General features: G+C 69.2%; 16 protein-coding genes. 2 read left to right on the plus strand and 14 right to left on the minus strand.

Translation table 11 applies throughout. The features are described 5' to 3' along the window. Positions 1–6: 6 nt before the first annotated feature. Genes ACX1D0_RS06215 through ACX1D0_RS06240 form a run of 6 tightly spaced genes read right to left on the minus strand, consistent with a single transcriptional unit; the run spans position 7 to position 4123 of the window. Positions 7–1020 (minus strand): LLM class flavin-dependent oxidoreductase, encoded by a 1014-nt coding sequence (locus ACX1D0_RS06215; RefSeq protein WP_459020007.1) that lies wholly within the window; start codon positions 1018–1020, stop codon positions 7–9. A gap of 7 nt (positions 1021–1027) precedes the next feature. Then, the gene (locus ACX1D0_RS06220; protein ID WP_459020008.1) at positions 1028–1645 is read right to left on the minus strand and encodes a histidine phosphatase family protein; all 618 of its coding nucleotides are present in this window, start codon (positions 1643–1645) and stop codon (positions 1028–1030) included. Then, positions 1642–2046 (minus strand): ribosome silencing factor, encoded by a 405-nt coding sequence (gene rsfS / locus ACX1D0_RS06225; RefSeq protein WP_459020009.1) that lies wholly within the window; start codon positions 2044–2046, stop codon positions 1642–1644. The genes ACX1D0_RS06220 and rsfS overlap by 4 nt, the downstream gene beginning before the upstream one ends. After that, complete coding sequence (gene nadD / locus ACX1D0_RS06230) at positions 2033–2701, minus strand: nicotinate-nucleotide adenylyltransferase (RefSeq protein ID WP_459020010.1); 669 nt, start codon at positions 2699–2701, stop codon at positions 2033–2035. Before nadD ends, rsfS begins: the two co-directional genes overlap by 14 nt. Further along, positions 2698–2835 carry a hypothetical protein gene (locus tag ACX1D0_RS06235; RefSeq protein WP_459020011.1) on the minus strand — a complete coding sequence of 46 codons (138 nt, stop codon included), beginning with the start codon at positions 2833–2835 and terminating at the stop codon, positions 2698–2700. The genes nadD and ACX1D0_RS06235 overlap by 4 nt, the downstream gene beginning before the upstream one ends. 46 nt (positions 2836–2881) lie before the next feature. After that, positions 2882–4123: a glutamate-5-semialdehyde dehydrogenase gene (locus ACX1D0_RS06240; protein ID WP_459020012.1), complete on the minus strand. Its 1242-nt coding sequence runs from the start codon at positions 4121–4123 to the stop codon at positions 2882–2884. 287 nt (positions 4124–4410) lie between these two features. Here ACX1D0_RS06240 and ACX1D0_RS06245 point away from each other — a divergent pair, with 287 nt between their 5' ends. Continuing rightward, positions 4411–5259 (plus strand): endonuclease domain-containing protein, encoded by an 849-nt coding sequence (locus ACX1D0_RS06245; RefSeq protein ID WP_459020013.1) that lies wholly within the window; start codon positions 4411–4413, stop codon positions 5257–5259. 247 nt (positions 5260–5506) lie between these two features. On the opposite strand, the gene ACX1D0_RS06250 is transcribed toward ACX1D0_RS06245, so the two are convergent. The 6 genes from ACX1D0_RS06250 to ACX1D0_RS06275 all read right to left on the minus strand — a co-directional run bounded on the left by ACX1D0_RS06250 (position 5507) and on the right by ACX1D0_RS06275 (position 11308). Beyond that, a complete protein-coding gene (locus tag ACX1D0_RS06250; RefSeq protein WP_459020014.1) occupies positions 5507–6109 on the minus strand; it encodes a PQ-loop domain-containing transporter in 603 nt (200 codons plus the stop codon). A gap of 147 nt (positions 6110–6256) precedes the next feature. After that, positions 6257–7351: a glutamate 5-kinase gene (gene proB / locus ACX1D0_RS06255; protein ID WP_459020015.1), complete on the minus strand. Its 1095-nt coding sequence runs from the start codon at positions 7349–7351 to the stop codon at positions 6257–6259. After that, positions 7341–8852, minus strand: coding sequence for a GTPase ObgE (gene obgE / locus ACX1D0_RS06260; RefSeq protein ID WP_459020016.1), 1512 nt, complete (start codon positions 8850–8852; stop codon positions 7341–7343). The genes proB and obgE overlap by 11 nt, the downstream gene beginning before the upstream one ends. 90 nt (positions 8853–8942) lie before the next feature. Further along, positions 8943–9194 (minus strand): 50S ribosomal protein L27, encoded by a 252-nt coding sequence (gene rpmA / locus ACX1D0_RS06265; RefSeq protein WP_459020017.1) that lies wholly within the window; start codon positions 9192–9194, stop codon positions 8943–8945. Positions 9195–9205: 11 nt separating this feature from the next. Further along, on the minus strand, positions 9206–9514 hold the full coding sequence (rplU, locus tag ACX1D0_RS06270) for a 50S ribosomal protein L21 (protein WP_459020018.1): 309 nt from the start codon (positions 9512–9514) through the stop codon (positions 9206–9208). A gap of 117 nt (positions 9515–9631) precedes the next feature. Further along, complete coding sequence (locus ACX1D0_RS06275; RefSeq protein ID WP_459020019.1) at positions 9632–11308, minus strand: ribonuclease J; 1677 nt, start codon at positions 11306–11308, stop codon at positions 9632–9634. A gap of 70 nt (positions 11309–11378) precedes the next feature. Between ACX1D0_RS06275 and ACX1D0_RS06280 the strand changes: the two genes are divergently transcribed. Next, positions 11379–11906, plus strand: coding sequence for a GNAT family N-acetyltransferase (locus ACX1D0_RS06280; protein ID WP_459020020.1), 528 nt, complete (start codon positions 11379–11381; stop codon positions 11904–11906). 45 nt (positions 11907–11951) lie between these two features. On the opposite strand, the gene dapB is transcribed toward ACX1D0_RS06280, so the two are convergent. Together dapB and ACX1D0_RS06290 are read right to left on the minus strand one after the other, a co-directional pair. Further along, positions 11952–12692, minus strand: a complete 741-nt coding sequence (gene dapB / locus ACX1D0_RS06285) for a 4-hydroxy-tetrahydrodipicolinate reductase (protein WP_459020021.1) — start codon at positions 12690–12692, stop codon at positions 11952–11954. A 134-nt stretch (positions 12693–12826) separates the two neighbouring features. Then, the gene (locus ACX1D0_RS06290) at positions 12827–15028 is read right to left on the minus strand and encodes a polyribonucleotide nucleotidyltransferase (protein ID WP_459020022.1); all 2202 of its coding nucleotides are present in this window, start codon (positions 15026–15028) and stop codon (positions 12827–12829) included. Positions 15029–15121 lie beyond the last annotated feature (93 nt).

A 15121-nucleotide genomic window follows, 5' to 3' on the forward strand; every position in this document is an offset into this window, starting at 1 on the left:
TCGGCGCTAGGCCCAGCCCAGCTCCCGAGCCACGGCCACCAGGTTCTCCATCCAGTGCGCGTTGTAGTCCACCCCGAGCTGGCTGGGCATGGCGAACAGCACGTAATCAGCCTCGCTGACGGCCTCGTCGGCGCGCAGCATCCTCGCCACCTCGTCGACCGATCCCACCATCTGCGGGCCGGAGCGGGCCTTGGAGCCGTCGAGGATGCCGACGCTGTCGTGGTTGTCCCCTCGGAGCCCGAAATATCGGCGGTCGTCGTCGCTGGTCACCGGGAAGACGGGGCGGGTCACGGCGGCCAGTCCCGGGCCGGTATGGGCGTGCCGCCGGAACTCACGGCGGTAGGCCCGCAGCTGATCCGCCTGCTGAATGTGGAACGGCCGCCCGTCGTCGGCCAGCAGTAGCGTGGAACTCAGCAGGTTCATGCCCTGCTCGCCGGTCCACACCCCAGACTCCTGGCTCCCGGCACCCCACCAGATCCGGTCCGGCAGACCGGGGCTGAGCGGCCGGATGGGCAGGTCCGGGCCGTCCCCGGAGAACTGCGCGGCCGCCGAGTGGGCCACAGGCTCCCCGGAGATGGCACGGCGGAACCTGGCGGCCTTCGAGTGGGCGTGGTCCGCCCACGAATCGCCGTCGGTCAGGCGGTAGCCGAACTGCTTCTGTCCGTCGACGGCCTGCTCGGGGCTGCCCCTGCTGATGCCGAGCTGCAGCCGCCCACCGGAGAGGAGATCCGTCGCGGCGGCCTCCTCCGCCAGGTACAGGGGATTCTCGTAGCGCAGATCCACCACCCCGGTACCGACGTCGATCCGTGTGGTGACGGCAGCCATGGCGGCGAGCAACGGAAACGGTGCGGTGTGGGACTCCTCGAAGTGGTGCACCCTGACCCAGGCCCCGTCCAGGCCCACCTCGTCGGCGATCCGGGCGAACTCGACGTGCTGGCGCAACGCAGCGCCGGCATCGGGCACCCGGGCCCCCACCACATGGCGGTAGTGGCCGAAGGACAGGAACCCGATCCTCTTCATATCTGGCCTAACGCGACGTCGGGTGGAATATTCCCACGTTGTGCGCCACGAGGCGCCACGCGCCGTGGGCTAGACCGAGCTCCGAGAAGTGCGCGTTGCCCAACCCTCCGAGCACGCGTCCCTCAAGGCCCAGCAGCGCGTGGATGATCCGGTTGAGCAGCAGTCCGTGGGACACGACGAGGACGGTGCCGCCCGCGTGGGCGCCGGCGATCTCCTCGAAAGCCGGCAGCCCGCGCGCCACGACATCGGCCAGGGTCTCCCCCTCCGGCGATCGGCGGAAGTCCACCCCGTTGGCGTACTTGGACTCGTAGTCCGGCATGGATGCCTTCACCTCGTCCCACGTCAGCCCGGCCCAGCTGCCGACGTCGATCTCCATGAGCCGCGGATCGGTGCGGACGGGCTCGCCGGGGCGCACGAGTGTCGCGGTGTCCACCGCCCGCGACAGGGGCGAGGCATAGACGGCGTCGAACCGGACGTCGGCCAGCGCCGCGCGCGCGTCCTCAGCCTGACGGCGGCCGACGTCGTTGAGCGGCACGTCGGCGAGCCCCTGGAAGCGCTGCTGCGCGTTCCAGTCCGTCTGCCCGTGGCGGAGGACCAGGAGGCGCGTCGAGTGCTCGAGCCTCACTGCGCCGCGTCGTCGGGGGCCTCGTCGTCGTCCGGCTCGGGGAGGTGCAGCTCCAGCGGGATCTGCGGGCAGTCCTTCCACAACCGCTCGAGGTTGTACAGGGAGCGCTCCTCGGTGTGCTGCACGTGCACGATGAAGTCGATGAAGTCCAGCAGCACCCAGCGGTTCTCCCGGTCCCCCTCGCGCCGCACGGCCTTGTAGCCGGCCGCGAGCAACCGCTCCTCCACGCCGTCGACGATGGCGCCGACCTGGCGCTCATTGCCCGCCGACGCGACGAGGAACACGTCGGTGATGACGAGCTGCTCCGACACGTCGAAGGCGACGATCTTGTGGCCCTTCTTGTCTGCCGCTGCCTGGGCGGCGATCTGGACGGGCTTGAGCACGTCGTCAGCTACGGTCACTGGGAACTCCTGATCCGGAGGCCGGGTACAGCCCCCTCTTGGCGATGTACTGCACGATACCGTCTGGCACCAGGTACCAGATCGGCTCGTGGGCGTGGACCCGCTCGCGACAGTTCGTCGACGAGATGGCCAGGGCCGGCACCTCGAGAAGGGTGACGGCGTCCTCGGGGAGGTGGGCCAGGTCGTCGCGGGTCATCGGCACGCCCGGGCGGGTGACTCCGACGAAATGCGCGAGGTCGAACAGTTCGTCGGCGCCGTACCAGGTGAGGATCTGGCGCACCGCGTCCGCGCCGGTGATGAAGAACAGGTCCGTGTTGTCGCCTCGCTCGGCCCGCAGGTCCTTGAGAGTGTCGACGGTGTAGGTGTTGCCGGGCCGGTCGATATCCACCCGCGACACGGAGAAGCGGGGGTTCGACGCGGTGGCGATCACCGTCATGAGGTAGCGGTCCTCGGCGAGCGAGACCTCACGGTGGCTCTTCTGCCACGGCATCCCGGTGGGCACGAAGACCACCTCGTCGAGGGCGAACTTGGCGGCCACCTCGGATGCGGCCACGAGGTGGCCGTGGTGGATGGGGTCGAACGTGCCACCCATCACGCCCAACCGGTATCGGCGCGACTTCTCCTTGCGCGCCAGTGCGAGCTCCGTGGTGCTCACTTGGAGTGCGGGCGGCCCGACCCGAATCCGACGATCCAGGCGATCACGCCGACCAGCACTGCCAGTGCCAACGCGCCCATCACCCAGCTCGGCACGGGAGGTGCGGCAGCGGCGGTCTCCAGAAGAAGGCTCATGGCGCCCGATCCTAGCAAGGCGATGCCGAGGCGGCGGGCGTCGCGCTCATGTGCGGACCTGCCCGTCGCCCTCGATGACGTACTTGCTGCTCGTCATTTCCGGCAGCCCCATCGGCCCGCGGGCATGCAGCTTCTGCGTGGAGATGCCGATCTCGGCGCCGAAGCCGAACTCCCCGCCGTCGACGAACCGGCTGGAGGCGTTGACCAGCACCGCCGCCGCGTCCACCTCCGCGACGAACCGATCGGCGTTCTTCCTGCTCCGGGTGACGATGGTCTCCGAGTGCCCGGTGGTGTAGGCACGGATGTGTTCAAGGGCCTCGTCGAGAGACTCCACCACCTTGGCGGCGAGGTCCAGCGTCAGGTACTCGGCGTCGTACTCGTTCGCGGTGGCCGGCACGACGGCGTCCGAGTAGGCGGCAGTGGCCGGGTCACCGTGCACGGTGACCCCCGAGTGCCCGAGGGCGGCCAGGGCCATCGGCAGGAACTCGTCGGCCGCGTCGCGGTGCACCAGGAGGGTCTCGGCCGCGTTGCAGACGCTGGGGCGCTGGGTCTTCGCGTTGAGCAGGATGGCCAGGGCCTGGTCGAGATCAGCGTCGGCGTCGACGTAGACGTGGCAGTTGCCGGTGCCGGTCTCGATCACCGGCACCGTGGAGCCGTCGACCACCGCCTGGATGAGGCCCGCCCCGCCGCGCGGAATCAGGACGTCGACCAGCCCTCGGGCGCGCATGAGCTCGCCCGTCACCTCGCGGCCGCCCTCGACGAGATGGACAGCGTCGGGGGTCACGCCCGCGTCCTCCAGCCCCTTGCGGAGCGCGGCGACGGTGGCGCGGTTGGTGTTGAGCGCCGACGAGGAGCCCCTCAGGAGAGCCGCGTTGCCGGACTTGAGGCAGATGCCGGCCGCGTCCGCGGTGACGTTGGGGCGCGCCTCGTAGATGATGCCCACCACACCGAACGGCACCCGCACCTGGGTGACGGAGACGCCGTTGGGCAGCCTCCAGCCGCGGACCACGTCGCCGATGGGATCGGGGAGGGCGGCGAGGTCGCGGAGACCCTGCACCATGCCCGAGACGCGTGATGGCGTGAGCGCGAGGCGGTCGACGATGGACTCCGGTGTGCCGGCCTGACGGGCGGCCGCGACATCGGTGGCGTTGGCCGCCAGCAGTTCGGGCTCGGCGGCGGCGAGCGCGTCGGCCATGGCCGCGAGGGCGCGATCCTTGGCTGCGCGGTGGAGCGTGGCGAGTTCGACGGCGGCCCGACGGGCGGCGGTGGCCTGGGTCCGGAAATCCATGGCATCAGTCTATTGGCCCCCGCCCGAGCCCCTCCCCCGTCTCGACTCAGCGGAGATTCGTTCTCACCGTCTGGGTGCTGGGGATGTATGGGAGTTGAGCCGGACACGGCTCTCGCTGGAGGGCCTTGAGCCGGACACGGCTCTCGGTGTGGCGCGACGAGCCTGGCATGGACGTCGACACGGTTGGAACGATCAATATCGCCCTACCCCATCGTCGAGCCGCAGATCCGGCTCATGGATGCTGGTGACAACGGGAAACGGATCGCTCAGTCGGCGATCAAGGGGGCATGAGAGAAGACATCCGGATCCGCCTGGAACACGACGGCGTGATCAGTTCCACAGCACACCCTGAGCTCGACAGGGCGCTCAACGCCCTGCGTTGTCGCGGCGAACTGGCGGCGGTACTGCCCGGCATCTATTCGCTGCCGGATCGCGCACACGAGTTCGGCACCCGAATGGCCGCCGCCGCAGTCTCCACCCGTCCCTATATCGCCGTCGGCAGGGCAGCTGCGAGATCGAGTTGGTGGCCGGAACTCGAGTGCCCGGTGGTGTCACTGGTCCATCCCGGGGTTCTGGAGAACAGGTCCGGGTTCGAGTTCCATGAGCGGTTCATCCCCGAACCGATGGTCAACCGTGCAGGCGCCCTCCCTATCACTTCGCCCCCTCTCACCGTGCTGGATCTGATCCCCGACATCGGCTCGAGCGTTGTCGACGAGGCGCTGCGCCGACGCGTCGTCACGTTGGGCCAGCTTCAAGCCGCGCTCGCGATGACCCCTCGCCGCCGTGGAAACCGTGCCCGACGGGAGGCCCTGGCCGATTCCCGGGACTCCCCCTGGTCCGCGCTGGAGAGGCTGGCGCACCGTACGCTCCGCGAGGCTCGCATCAACGGCTGGGTGACGAACCTTCGGGTCCGCCTCGGCACTGTCACGTACTACCTCGACATCGCCTGGCCACTGTTGAAGATCGCCGTCGAGATCGACGGATACGAGTTCCACGGAACCAAGGAGTCGTTCCACGCGGACAGGCAACGCGATGCCGCACTCACAGCAGCAGGCTGGCACGTCCTTCGGTTCTCCAGCGAGAACCTCGCCTCCATGCCGGACACGCTGATTGCGCTTCTGCACAGCCGGCGTTGAGCCTGATCTGGATGTCGACGAAGCGCCGGGGCGATTTGAACGATCGACCCGTCGCGACGTCCAGGCCAGGCTCGTCGCGCCCGAACGAATGCCGTGTCCGGCTCAAGCACCTCCGCCGAAAGCCGTGTCCGGCTCAACTCCACTCAGAGCCACGGCCCTGATCGCAGCGGGGCGACGATGGGGCGCCCACGGCAGCGGATCGACGACGGCCACGCACCGACGTCGGGGCCGGGCTGATGTGGACGGCTCAGACGGCGAGCGCGACGCGGGCGCGGGCGCGGAGGTGGCGCACGATGAACACCGTCAGGTTGATGCTGCACACCGCCGTCATCGCGCCGGCGCAGATGATCAACGCCCAGTCGAAGGTGTACAGGCCGAAGATGAACCACATCACCTGCACTACGAGCATGATCGACAGGTAGCCGACCGACACGCCGGAAAGATCAGGGGCGGACACCATCTCGCGCAGTTGTGAGACCTGGCCGTACAGCTGCGGCACCGCGATGACGAGACCGAAGGCCATGGCGCCGAAGAGGAGCTCGCTTCCGGACAGTGCGGCCGCCAACACCACCGGCAGCACGAGCTGGGGGGCGACGGCCTGCTTCCTGTCGCGCAGGACGAACACCACGATCACGAGGCCCAGCAGCGACATCAAGAGGTTGGGCCACTGCATCTGACCCTTCTGGACCAGGAACCCGTGCACCATCCACGCGCCCGTGGTGGCGGCCGAGATCTGCCAGAGCCGCAGCGACACCCCGGCGCTGGTCCTCGCCCGCAGGATCCGGATCAACTGGGGAAGGTTGGACGCCACACCGATGGCAGCCGCCACCCACCCGAAGACCTCTATCACCGGACAAGCCTAAGCCGGGCGCGCGACGGAATGAAATCGGTTGACCGTCGCCCAAATTACGGAAACGATTGTGCGGGCTGTACGCCTGATGCAAGGCACCGGCCGAGCGTGGAGCCGCTGACGTCCGCTGGAATCCTCTGGCTGCCTCTATTCCGCGAGCATCATGTGGTCGCGGTGCACGACGGGGCGCTGGCTGCGGTGGCCCTCCTCGACGCTGCTGTGCCCGACCTCGGCGATCAGCTCCGCGCTCGAGTAGCCCACGAAGCCGCGACCCACGGGCTGGCCGTCCGGCCCCACGATCTCCACCGGCTCGCCCTCGGCGAAGGTGCCGACCACGTCGCGCACCCCGATGGCCAACAGGGAGGCCTTCTTGTCCACGAGCGCCCGCCGGGCGCCCTCGTCGACGTGAAGGAAGCCGCGCGGTTCCGACGCGAACGCGAGCCACAGCAGCCGGCGGGGCCGGCGCTTGCGGGTGGGCAGGAAGTAGGTGCCCACGTCCTCGCCCGCGATGGCCCTCTCCAGGTGGTCGGCATGGCTGAGGACGACGCTCACACCCGCCTGGGTGGCGATGTCCGCGGCCATGACCTTGGTGCGCATGCCGCCGGTGCCCACCTTGGAGCCGACGCGGGAGGTATCCACGCGAAGGGCGGCGATGTCGTCGACGCGGTCGATCCGCTCCGCCCCGGGGGTGTCCGGGTGCGCGGTGTACAGGCCGTCCACGTCGCTGAGGATGATCAGCGTGTCCGCCCGCACCAGGTGGGCGATGAGGGCCGCGAGGCGGTCGTTGTCGCCGAACCGGATCTCGTGCGTGGCCACCGTGTCGTTCTCGTTGACGATGGGGACCACGCCCAGGCGGAAGAGCCGCGAGATGGTGTTGAGTGCGTTGCGGTAGGTGCAGGGCCGCAGCACGTCCTCGACGGTGAGGAGCAGCTGGGCGACGGTGACGCCGTGCTCGGCGAACGCGTCCGAGTAGTGCCGGATGAGCAGCCCCTGGCCGACGGCGGCGGCCGCCTGCTGGGTCTCCAGGTCCCGCGGCCGGCGCGTCAACCCCAGCGGCCCCAGCGCAGCGGCGATGGCGCCGGAGGTCACGAGCACCACTCGGGTACCGCGGTCGTGCAGCGAGGACAGCACTCGCGCGAGCATCTGCACCCGGGCGGGGTCCAGGTGCCCGTCGGCCCTGGTCAGGGACGACGAGCCGACCTTCACCACCACACGGGTGGCGGCGGAGACCTCAGGCCTCATCGTCGTCGCCCCGCACCTCCGGATCGGGCTCGTATCCCGAGGTGGTGAAGTCGATGCCGGAGGCCTTGGCGGCGTGATAGTCAGTGTCCATCCGACGGCGTCGCGCGGCGGCGGGGCGCTCGGTCTCCAACCGGACGTCCTCGCCACGGCGGCTGAGGATCTCCGCGCCCGTCTCCACCTGGGGAGCGAAGTCGAACACCACGGCGTTCTCGCCGCCGATGGCCACCGCGTCACCAGGCCTGGCGCCCATCTCCAGCAGCCTGTCCTCGACGCCCAGCCGGTTGAGGCGGTCCGCCAGGAAGCCCACGGCCTCGGCGTTGCCGAAGTCCGTCTGCCTGATCCACCGCTCCGGCTTCTCACCGCGCACCCGCCAGACCAGGCCGCCCTCGCCGTCGCCCTTCTGGACGATGGTGAACTCCGGGCCTGCAGCCTTGCGTGCGACTGGGGCGGGGCGCAGCACCTGCTTCGGCTTCGCCGCCTCGGGCAGCGCGGCGCGGCGGGCAGCCACGATCTCAGCCATCGCGAACTTCAGATCGTTGAGGCCCTCGCCCGTCTTGGTGGAGATCTCGAAGATCCGGTGGCCGAACCTGGCCAACTCGGGACGCACGATCTCCGCCAGGTCGTGGGCGTCGGGCACGTCCACCTTGTTGAGGGCGATGAGCCGCACCCGGTCCTCGAGACCGCCGTGCGCTGCGAGCTCCGCCTCGATCACCTCGAGGTCCGTGACCGGGTCCCGCCCGGGCTCGTAGGTACCCAGGTCGATGACATGCACGATGGCCTGGCACCGCTCGATGTGGCGCAGGAAGTCGAAGCCTAGCCCCCGGCCCTCGGACGCCCCCTCGATCAGCCCCGGCACATCCGCGACGGTGTAGGTCACCTCCCCCGCGACGACCACGCCGAGGTTCGGAATGAGCGTGGTGAAGGGGTAGTCGGCGATCTTCGGGCGCGCACGCGAGATGGCCGCGATGAGTGAGGACTTGCCGGCGGACGGGAAACCGACCAGGCCGACGTCCGCGACCACCTTGAGTTCGAGCTGGACCAGCCGGCTCTCCCCCTCCTCACCGAGCAGTGCGAAACCGGGGGCCTTGCGCGCAGCGGAGGCGAGCGCCGCGTTGCCGAGCCCGCCCCTGCCTCCTGCGGCGGCGACGTACTCGGCCCCCGGCTCGGTGAGATCCGCGAGCACCTCTCCGGTCTCGGCATCGGTCACGACGGTGCCGCTCGGCACGGCGAGCACGACGTCCTCCCCGCGGGCACCGTCGTGGTGGTCCCCCTTGCCCGGCTGGCCGTTGACGGCCTTCCGGACAGACTGCCGGTGGAACTCGACCAGCGTCGAGAGCGAGTCGTCGACGCGGAAGATGATGGAGCCCCCGTTGCCCCCGTTACCGCCGTCCGGCCCGCCGAGCGGCACGAACTTCTCGCGGTGGATGGAGGTGCAGCCGTGGCCGCCGTTGCCGGCCTGTACGGTCAGTTTGACCCGGTCGACGAACGAGGGAATAGCCATAGGGAAAGCTCCTTCTCAAAGCCGAAGCTCAGTGTATCCAGAAAGCAAGAACGGCCCCGGAGGGCCGTTCTCGAAAAAGTGTGACGACGATCAGGCGGAGACGACGTTGACGACGCGGCGGCCGCGCTTCACGCCGAACTGCACCTGGCCCTCGACCAGTGCGAACAGGGTGTCGTCGCCACCACGACCCACGCCGTCGCCGGGGTGGAAGTGGGTGCCGCGCTGGCGCACGAGGATCTCGCCCGCGCCGACGACCTGGCCACCGAAGCGCTTCACGCCGAGGCGCTGGGCGTTCGAGTCACGACCGTTGCGCGTCGAGGACGCGCCCTTCTTGTGTGCCATAGTTCAGCTCCTCAGCTCTCGATCCCAGTGACCTTGACCTGGGTGTACCGCTGGCGGTGCCCCTGGCGCTTCTTGTAGCCGGTCTTGTTCTTGTACTTGAGGATCCGGATCTTCGGACCCTTCTTCATTCCCAGCACCTCAGCGGTGACGCTGATCTTGCCGAGACCCTTGGCGTCCGAGGTGATCGAGTCGCCGTCGACCAGCAGCAGGGGCTGCAGAGTGACAGTGTTGCCGACCTCTTCGGACACCAGATCGATGTCCAGGACGTCGCCAACAGCAACCTTGTGCTGACGTCCACCGTTGCGCACGATCGCGTACACGACTGACCTACCTTCTTGTTTGCTTAAAGCCTCGCGGCGCGCCCAACCCTGAGGGGGCAAAGCACCGAGGGCCAACTCTACGCGGCGGTCCGTGACGGGTCAAACCGACGTCGCCCGTCACGTGGTGATCACCACAGGAACGATCATAGGCCGGCGCCGCAGGGACTTCGCCACCCACTGCCCGACCGTGCGCCGCGTCACCTGCTGGAGCCTGAACGCGTCGTCGACCCCGTCACGCATCGCGGCGATCAGGGCGGTGGCCACACGCTCGCGGACCTCGTCGAACGCGCTGCTCTCCTCGGCGATGCCTCGCGCGTGGATGTCCGGGCCGCTGATGATGGTGCGGTTGTGCAGGTCCACCGCCGTGATCACGGAGACGAACCCCTCCTCGCTCAGGATCCGACGGTCCATGATCGACTCGGAGATGTCGCCGACGATCGACCCGTCGACGAACACGTAGCTGGCGTCGATGGCTCCCACCTTCCGCGCCACACCGTCGGCGAGGTCGATGACGTCACCGTCGCCGGCCACGACCACCCGCGCCTCGGGAACCCCCGTGGCGACGGCGAGCTTGGCGTTGGCGATGAGGTGGCGCGCTTCGCCGTGCACCGGCAGCACGTTGCGGGGGGTGAGGATGTTGTAGCAGTAGAGCAGCTCGCCGGCCGACGCGTGCCCGGACACGTGCACCAGCGCGTTGCCCTTGTGCACGACGTTGGCGCCCAGCTTGGACAGCCCGTTGATCACCCGGTAGACCGAGTTCTCGTTGCCTGGGATGAGCGAGCTGGCCAGGAGGACGGTGTCCCCCGGGCCCACCTCGATCACCGGATGCTCGCGGTTCGCGATCCGGCTGAGAGCCGCCATCGGCTCGCCCTGGGACCCGGTGGACACGATGACCACCTTGTTCTTCGGGTACTTGTCGATGTCCTTCAGCTCGATCAGCGTGCCCGCGGGCACCTTGAGGTACCCGAGGTCCCGCGCGGTGGCCATGTTGCGCATCATGGAACGTCCCACGTAGACCACCTTGCGGTCATAGCGCACGGCCATGTTGAGCACCTGCTGGACGCGGTGCACGTGGCTGGCGAAGCAGGCGACGATGAGCTTGCCCGCTGCCTGATCGAACACGCGGGAGATGGCCGGCTCGATGTCGCGCTCCAGAGTGGTGAAGCCGGGGGTCTCCGCGTTGGTGGAGTCCACCATGAAGAGGTCCACGCCCTCCTCGCCGAGGCGGGCGAAGCCCCGCAGGTCCGTGATCCGGCCGTCGAGGGGCAGCTGGTCCATCTTGAAGTCGCCGGTGTGCAGCACCAGGCCGGCTTTCGTGCGGATCGCCACGGCCAGCGCGTCGGGGATGGAGTGGTTGACGGCCAGGAATTCGAACTCGAAGTTGCCGATCTCGATGATCTCGCCCTCCTCGACCGCATCGAGGTCGAAGTCCCGCAGGCGGTGTTCCCGCAGCTTCGTGGCGACGAACGCCAACGTCAGCTTGGAGCCGTAGATCGGGATGTTGGCGCGCTTCTTGAGCAGGTAGGGCACTGCGCCGATGTGATCCTCGTGACCGTGCGTGAGCACCAGGGCGACGATGTCGTCGAGCCGGTCGTCGAGGTAGTCCAGGGCCGGGAGAATGAGGTCCACCCCGGGGTGTGTGTCCTCGGGGAACAGCACGCCGCAGTCCACGAGGGCGATCTGGCCGTCGATCTCGAACGCGGTCATGTTGCGACCGATGTCACCGAGCCCGCCCAGAGGGATCACGCGCAGCGTGCCGGGAGCGAGCTTCGGGGGTGTCTTGATGTCGGTCATGGGCTCAGGCTAGTGGATGAGCCGCGGTCACGAGCCGGGCGGGCGACCGCCGCCGCCTAGGATGGCGTTCATGTCTGCCGTCGATACCGTTCGCCTCGCACTGCCCGCCGAAGCCGTCGACGTGGCCCGCATCCAGCGGCGCGCGTGGGCCGGGTCCGGCCTGCTGGCCGCGGCCGGCGGGGCGGTGTCGGCCGACGAGGCCACGAGGGCCTGGCACCAGGCCATCGTGAAGCCCCCGCTCGCCCACCTCCGGGTGCTGGTGGCGATCGGCGAGCCGGGTGTGGTGGGTTTCGCGGTCACGGGCCCCAGCGGTGACCCGGACCGCGACGACCGCGACGGGACGATCGCGGAGTTCGTCGTCGACCCGCGGCACCGGGGGGCCGGGCACGGCTCGCGGCTGATCAACGCCGCCGTCGACACCCTGCGCCAGGACGGCTACCAGGTGGCGACGATGTGGGTGCCTGCCCGCGACGACGCCCTGAGGGCCTTCCTCACGGGTGGCGGATGGGGTCCCGACGGGGCCCATCAGGAGGTGGGCCTCGACGACGGCGCGGAGCCCGTGAAGCTGATCCGCATGCACACCGACATCTCACAGTAGGCCGCGTCCGCGAGCCTTCGAGACCGCCGCGCCCTCTGCAGGGGATCAGATCCCGAGCACGGACTCCATCTCGAGGGTCAGGCCCGGGTGGTTCATGACGTGGCGGACGCCGGCGACCACGCCGGGCATGAACGAGGCCCGGTCGTAGGAGTCGTGGCGGATGGTCAACGTCTCCCCCGCGGCCCCCAGGAGAACCTCCTGGTGCGCCACCAGGCCCTGCAGGCGGACGCCGTGGATGTGGATGCCGTCCACCACCGCCCCCCGGGCGCCGTCGTCGTGGACGGTGGCGTCGGGGACCGGGCCAAGCTCCGCCTCCGCGCGGGCCGCCGCGATCCGACGCGCCGTCGTGGCGGAGGTACCTGAGGGCGCATCGGCCTTGTTGGGGTGGTGCAGCTCGATGATCTCCGCCGACGGGTAGAAGGGCGCTGCCAGTGCGGCGAACTTCATCATGAGCACCGCGCCGATCGAGAAGTTGGAGGCGATCAGCACGCCCACCTCAGGGTGCGCCGCGCAGAGCTCCCGCACCCTCGCAAGGCGTTGGTCTGTGAAGCCGGTGGTGCCGATCACCATGTGCAGCCCTCGCCCGAGGCACCACTCGATGTTGTCCATCACAGCGTCCGGGTGCGTGAAGTCCACCACCACCTGGGCGCGGTTGACCAGGTCCCGTGACTCTCCCAGGTCCGCGCCACCCACGGGGGTCATGCCCTCTGCGCGGGTGACGGCCCGGACCACCTCGCTGCCCATCCTGCCGCTGACCCCGAACACGCCCACACGAATCTCTGTCATGAGGTGATCCCTTCTGGTTTGATCCACGTCCATCCAAGCATCGACGGCGGGGCGCCGCCACCCGCGGGTGCATGCCGCAGGGGCGGGCCCGGTTCGTCCGGACCCGCCCCTGCGGCATGTGCGTGTGACCGAGGTCAGTCGTTCGACTCCGCCTTCTCCTCCACCACCGGGACCAGCGACAGCTTGCCGCGATCGTCGATGTCGGAGATCTCCACCTGCAGCTTCTGACCCACCGAGAGGAGGTCCTCCACGTTCTCGACGCGGGCGCCGCCCGCGAGCGGGCGCAGCTTCGAGATGTGCAGGAGGCCGTCCTTGCCCGGCATGAGCGACACGAAGGCGCCGAACGTCGTGAGCTTCACGACGGTACCGAGGTACCGCTCGCCGCGCTCCGGCATGTGCGGGTTGGCGATCGCGTTGATCATGACGACGGCGGCGTCAGCGGCCTCACCGGTCTCGGCGCCGACGTACACCGTGCCGTCGTCCTCGATCGAGATGTTCGCGCCCGTGTCGTCCTGGATCTGGTTGATCATCTTGCCCTTCGGGCCGATGAGTTCGCCGATCTTGTCCACCGGGATCCGCACGGTGATGATGCGGGGAGCGAACGGGCTCATCTCATCCGGCACGTCGATGGCCTCGTTCATGACGTCCAGCAGGGTGTGGCGGGCGTCGCGGGCCTGCAGCAGGGCCTTCTGGAGCTCGACGGCGGGGATGCCGTTGAGCTTGGTGTCGAGCTGCAGCGCGGTGAGGAAGTCCCGCGTGCCCGCCACCTTGAAGTCCATGTCACCCAGCGCGTCCTCGGCGCCCAGGATGTCGGTCAGCGCGATGTACTTCGTCTCGCCGTCGACGTCCTCGGACATGAGGCCCATCGCGATGCCGGCGACGGCCGACTTCAGCGGCACCCCGGCGTTGAGCAGGGACAGCGTGGAGGCGCACACGGAACCCATCGAGGTGGACCCGTTGGACCCGAGGGCCTCGGACACCTGACGGATGGCGTAGGGGAACTCCGAACGCGTCGGCAGCACGGGCACGAGGGCCCGCTCGGCCAGCGCGCCGTGACCGACCTCGCGGCGCTTCGGCGACCCCACCCGGCCGGTCTCACCGGTGGAGTAGGGCGGGAAGTTGTAGTTGTGCATGTAGCGCTTGGTGCTCTCCGGGGAGAGCGTGTCGATCTTCTGCTCCATGTCCAGCATGTTGAGCGTGGAGACACCCAGGATCTGGGTCTCGCCGCGCTGGAACAGCGCCGAGCCGTGCACGCGTGGGATGACCGCCACCTCGGCGGCCAGCTCGCGGATCTCCGCCGGGCCGCGGCCGTCGATGCGGATCTGGTCCGTGAGGGTGCGGTGCCGCACGATCTTCTTGGTCAGCGCCTTGAGAGCGGCCGACACCTCGCCCTGCCGACCCTCGAAGCGGCCCGCGAGCTGCTCGGTGACGTCCTGACGGATGCCGTGGGTGGCCTCGTCGCGCTCCTGCTTGCCGGCGATCTGCATGGCCTGGGCCATACGATCCGAGGCGAGCTCCGAGACGGCCTCGAACACATCGTCCTGGTAGTCCCGGAAGACCGGGAAGTCGAAGGTCTCCTTGGGAAGCTTGGCAGCCAGCTCGGACTGCGCGTCGCACAGCGCCTTGATGAACGGCTTGGCCGCCTCGAGGCCCTGGCCCACGACCTCCTCGGTGGGGGCGGTCCTGCCGGAGCGGACGAGCTCCCACGTGGCCTCGGTGCCGCCGGCCTCGACCATCATGATCGCGACGTCACCGTCGGCCAGCACGCGGCCGGCCACCACCATCTGGAAGACGGACTTGGCGACCTGCTCGACCGTCGGGAACGCGACCCACTGGTCCTCGATGAGCGCTACACGGACGCCGCCGATGGGGCCGGAGAACGGAAGGCCCGCGATCTGGGTGGACATCGACGCGGCGTTGATCGCGACCACGTCGTAGATGACGTTGGGGTTGAGCGCCATGATGGTGACCACCACCTGGACCTCGTTGCGCAGGCCCTTGACGAACGCGGGGCGCAGCGGGCGGTCGATGAGGCGGCACGCGAGGATGGCGCCCTCACCGGGGCGGCCTTCGCGGCGGAAGAACGAGCCGGGGATCCGGCCCGCGGCGTACATCCGCTCCTCGACGTCCACGGTGAGGGGGAAGAAGTCCAGCGAGTCGCGCGGGGTCTTCTGCGCGGTGGTGGCCGACAACAGCATGGTGTCGTCGTCCAGGTACACGACGGCGGCGCCGTCGGCCTGCTGGGCCAGAACGCCCGCTTCGAAGCGGACGGTGTGCTTGCCGAACTTGCCGTTGTCGATAACGGCCTCAGCGAATTCGATGCCTGGTCCTTCCATGGACAGGCTCCTTTCGGGGGGTTTTCGCCACCCGTGCGCACGGCGATGCTCGCCACGCCTGCCGGTCCTTGATCGAGGCCCGCGGGGCCGCCG

The sequence above is a fragment of the Tessaracoccus pujii genome (assembly GCF_054483895.1).